We start from the raw sequence: 4,659 nt of genomic DNA on the forward strand, positions 1-4,659 counted from the left end.
GAAGGGGTCAAATTCCACACTGGAAACGTTCTTACTCCTGAGGACGTCAAGTATTCGTTCCATAGGTACATTCTTGGTGACCCATCTGGTGGACCTCAGTGGATGATCATCGAAGCTCTAACCGGTGGTGCTCACGCAAGCGTTGAAAGCTGGTTCGAAGCTTACTCAGGTATGCCATATTCAGAAGCAGTTGATGCCGACAAGAACGTCGTTTCTGATGAGGCAAGGCAGAAACTGATTTCCTTCTATGAGGAAGTTGTAAGCCCGAAGGTCAAGATAGAGGGAAACAGTGTTGTATTTACTCTTGATGCTCCTTGGGGTCCTTTCTTGAACACGATAGCTCATTTTGGTTCTTGGGCAGCTATAACTGATTCCAAGTGGGGAATCGAAAATGGAGCATGGGACGGCAAAGCAGACGGCTGGTGGAAGTGGCATGATCTCGAGCCTCAGGAAAGCCCGTACCATAATGCGGAAGCTGGTTCAGGACCATTCAAGCTTGTAGAATGGGACTCTGCAGAAATGAAAGTAATTCTAGAGAGATTTGACGACTACTGGGCAGGCCCTGCGACGATCAAGAACGTCGTGATCTGGGGAATTGACGAATTCTCAACCAGAAAAGCGATATTTGAAGCAGGAGATGCAGATATTGCATACTTTGGCGCTCCATATCTAGATCAGGCTGAGGCTCTTGCAGCAGAGGGGAAAGCAGTTGTCACGAAGGGTTATCCGACAGCAAGTATTACTTCCCTTCACTTTAACTGGCTCGTTGCAGAGGGCAGTGAATATCTTGGAAGTGGAAAGCTAGATGGAAACGGAGTGCCAAGAGATTTCTTCTCTGATATCCATGTTAGAAGAGGATTTGCCTACTGCTACGATGGAGCCACTTTTGTAGACGAGGTATTGAATGGCCTTGGAGAGCTTGTTCCATCAGACCTTCCCAAAGGTTTCCTCGGATATGACGAAACGCTACCCCTGCCAGAGTTCAATCTCGCAAAGGCTGCTGAAGAGTTCAAGAAGGCCTGGGGCGGAGAAGTCTGGGAGAAAGGTTTCAAGATTCAGCTTCTCTATAACACAGGTAACGATGCTAGACAGACTATTGCTGAGATGCTCGCTTACTTTGTGAACTCGATCAATCCGAAGTTCAAGGTTGAGCCGCTTGGTGTACAGTGGCCGACATATCTGGCGGCTCAGAGAAACGGTTTCCTTCCGTTGTTCACAATAGGCTGGTTGGCTGACTATCCAGACCCGCATAATTTCATCGCGACCTACTATGCAAGTTACGGTGTATACGCTTCCAGACAGGGAGTTCCTTTCCAGGAATGGGCAGCTGAAAATGTTGATGCTGAAATAAGTGCAGCTGCTGTCTCTATTGACAACCAAGAGCGTATAAAGCTTTATAGAAGCATTCAGGAAAAGGTAATTGATGCTGCAATCGGTATTCCTCTGTATATGCCAACAGGTCTCAACGTTAGAGCACCTTGGGTTGAGGGCTGGTATCCTCATCTTGTAAGGTCTGGATTCTACTATTACCAGCTTTCCAAGAATCAGTAATTGAAATATCCCGTAGAGAGCCGGGTTTTTCTTGCCCGGCTCTTTTTTTGACTAGAGATATAGATTATAATAAACTATTGCCTTTGTTTTGAAGAAAGAGTGGTGATTTTCGGGTGACTGCTTACATAATCAGGAGACTTCTTCTACTGCCATTGATAATGATAGGTGTTACTCTGATTATTTTCTCTATGATCTGGGCCCTTGGCCCCGATAGGCTTCTTGCCTCTTACGTAAAGAGTCCTGAAGCTTTGAAGACTCCAGATGCGGCAGAGAGACTGATCAAGAAATACGGTCTTGATGAACCAATGCCTGTTCAATACTTGAAATGGCTTGGAAATATCCTACAAGGTGATTTTGGATACTCCATGGTTGGGAAAAAGGGAGTACTCCCGTCGATGCTTGAGCGATTCCCGTATACACTGGAGTTGACAATCTATGCAATTGTTCCTGTAATTCTTGTTGCAATATGGTTGGGAGTGATTTCTGCCGTTAACCAGAACAAATTTACAGATCAATTCATAAGGGTCTTTGCCCTTGTGGGTTGGTCTCTTCCTGATTTTGTTTTTGGGCTTTTGCTCCTTCTTGTCTTCTACTCAATTCTTGGTTGGTTTCCCCCGGGTATGGTAAGCACGGAGTTTGATCTGGTCATGAGATCAGATGAATGGAGAACAATAACAAGTATGCCAACATTTGATGCATTACTGAATGGGAGACTTGACATATTCATCGATGCATTGAGACACATTATACTTCCTGTCCTCACCCTTGCGTACCTTTGGTGGGCTTATCTACTAAGGATTACGCGTTCGAGCATGCTTGAAGTGCTGAGGAAGGACTATATACGGACGGCAAGAGCAAAAGGCGTGCCCGAAAGAACGGTTATCAAAAAGCATGCCAAGAGAAACGCTATGATTCCAGTCATTACGGTTGCTGGAGGATCGGTTATGGGGTTGTTGGGAGGAACAGTCTTTGTAGAGACGATCTTCTCCCGCGTCGGAATGGGAAGATTCCTTGCCGATGCAGCAAGTCTTCTGGATTACTGGTCGATTATAGGTGGAGCATTGTTCTTCTCCTTCATAATGGTTGTTGGAAACCTGATCGTAGACGTTTCTTACGCTCTGGTTGATCCCAGAATAAGGCTTGAATGAGGGGGAAAATGCAGATGCCGGCAAAGAGAAAGAGTGAATTTAGAAAGATCATGAAGAAATACTGGACAAACGGAACCGCGGTTCTTGGTACTTGTCTGTTGATCTTCTTCATAATCATTGCAATATTTGCCCCTCAGATAGCAGGCGTCAATGAGATGGGTGATAACTACCAGATTCCAAGAGCTTCCTGGTCATCAAAACCAATAGCGCCTTCTGCAGAACATCCCTTCGGAGTAATCGGTGGGAGGGATGTCTTCTACGGCGTAATCTGGGGGACTAGAACGGCTTTTAGACTGGGTTTGATAATTACCAGTATGGCTGCCCTTATTGGGGTGATTGTTGGCTCAATATCCGCGTATTTCGGAGGATGGGTTGACGAAATCCTAATGAGGATAACGGACATATTCTTGTCAATCCCCTTCCTCGTTGCAGCTATGGTAATGACTACGGTTTTGGGAAAGGGGCTAGATAAAGTCATAATCGCGCTGATAATCTTCGGCTGGATGAGCACTGCACGTCTCATTAGGGGAAACATTCTTCAAGCAAGAGAAGAACAATATGTTCTCGCTGCCAAGGCTCTTGGACAGAAAGACTGGAAGATCATTATTAAACATATCCTTCCCAACACGATTTTTCCGGTCGTTGTTCAGATGTCAATGAGAATTGGATCTTATGTCATAACTGCAGCAGGACTGAGCTTTCTAGGAGTTGGTGCAGAACCGGGTTATGCCGACTGGGGAACAATACTTTCTTATTCAAGGAACTGGATGACTATGCTCGACCAGTCGTGGTTTGCCATTGTTTTCCCTGGTACTGCCATGGTGCTCTTCGTTCTTGCGTGGAATCTTGTTGGAGATGCCCTTAGGGACATCTTTGACCCGAGAATGAGAAGCTGAGGAGGTTTGAGTCATGAATGAAAGGAAAGCACTGTTGCAGGTTGAGGATTTAAGAACTTATTTCCACACAGAAGATGGAATCGTGAAAGCCGTCGATGGAGTCACATTCGACGTCTTTCCGGGTGAGACTCTCGGAATAGTCGGAGAATCGGGTTGCGGAAAGAGCGTGACATCGCTCTCTATTATGAGACTTCTTGACGAAAAGGGTGAGATAGCAGGTGGCAAGATCATCTTCGACGGCGAAGACGTCATGGCAATTCCTGAATCGAAGATGATGAAGATCAGGGGAAACGAAATGGCCATGATCTTTCAGGAACCCATGACTGCTCTCAATCCAGTCTTTACAATAGGATTCCAGATCATGGAGGCGATTCTGCTTCATCAGGATGTAGATGAAAAGAAGGCCCGGCAAATGGCCATAGATATGCTCAAGAAAGTCGGGATTCCTGAACCGGAGAAAAGGATAGATGAATACCCTCATGAGCTTTCCGGAGGAATGCGCCAGAGAGCGATGATTGCAATGGCTTTGTCCTGCAATCCTAAACTGCTCTTTGCCGACGAACCTACCACGGCTCTGGATGTGACAATTCAGGCTCAGATTCTCGAGCTGATGAAGTCTTTACAAGATCAATATGGCATGGCACTCGTGATGATTACTCACGATCTCGGGGTAATAGCCGAGATGGCTCAGAGAGTGGTGGTTATGTATGCGGGAAAGGTCGTTGAATACGCCGATGTACACACTTTGTTCAAAAATCCAAGGCATCCTTACACATGGGGGCTTATGAACGCGATCCCCAGGCTGGATGAGGACAAAGAGGTTCTCTATAATATTCCCGGTGTAGTCCCCGACCCTCTAGATTTTCCCGATGGATGCAGATTCAACACAAGATGTCCTCTCGCAACGGAAAAATGTCGAAAGGAAGAACCACCGTTGGTTGAGATAGAAAATGATCATACAGCTGCCTGCTGGCACATAGATAAACTTATCGAAACGATCAAAGTGGCAAGGGCAGGTGAGAGCGCATGAGCAACGATAACAAAAGCAAACTTCTCCTCAGAAC

General features: G+C 46.0%; 4 protein-coding genes. All 4 read left to right on the forward strand.

All coding sequences use genetic code 11. The features are described 5' to 3' along the window. On the forward strand, nucleotides 1–1,551 hold a 1,551-nt coding region (locus BG32_RS01210; protein WP_147434779.1), incomplete at its 5' end, for an ABC transporter substrate-binding protein. Nucleotides 1,552–1,664: 113 nt separating this feature from the next. Continuing rightward, entirely contained in the window at nucleotides 1,665–2,699 is a 1,035-nt protein-coding gene (locus BG32_RS01215) for an ABC transporter permease (RefSeq protein WP_006491453.1), read from the forward strand. Nucleotides 2,700–2,713: 14 nt separating this feature from the next. Continuing rightward, complete coding sequence (locus BG32_RS01220; protein WP_014730110.1) at nucleotides 2,714–3,595, forward strand: ABC transporter permease; 882 nt, start codon at nucleotides 2,714–2,716, stop codon at nucleotides 3,593–3,595. Between the two features lie 13 nt (nucleotides 3,596–3,608). Then, the gene (locus BG32_RS01225; protein ID WP_014730111.1) at nucleotides 3,609–4,625 is read left to right on the forward strand and encodes an ABC transporter ATP-binding protein; all 1,017 of its coding nucleotides are present in this window, start codon (nucleotides 3,609–3,611) and stop codon (nucleotides 4,623–4,625) included. Nucleotides 4,626–4,659 lie beyond the last annotated feature (34 nt).

Source organism: Mesotoga sp. HF07.pep.5.2.highcov, from assembly GCF_003666285.1.
In the GTDB taxonomy this organism is placed as follows: domain Bacteria; phylum Thermotogota; class Thermotogae; order Petrotogales; family Kosmotogaceae; genus Mesotoga; species Mesotoga prima.

Coding starts and splice junctions, on each gene's coding strand:
- BG32_RS01220 (WP_014730110.1), top strand. CDS start 2,714: ATGCCGGCAAAGAGAAAGAGTGAATTTAGAAAGATCATGAAGAAATAC.
- BG32_RS01225 (WP_014730111.1), top strand. CDS start 3,609: ATGAATGAAAGGAAAGCACTGTTGCAGGTTGAGGATTTAAGAACTTAT.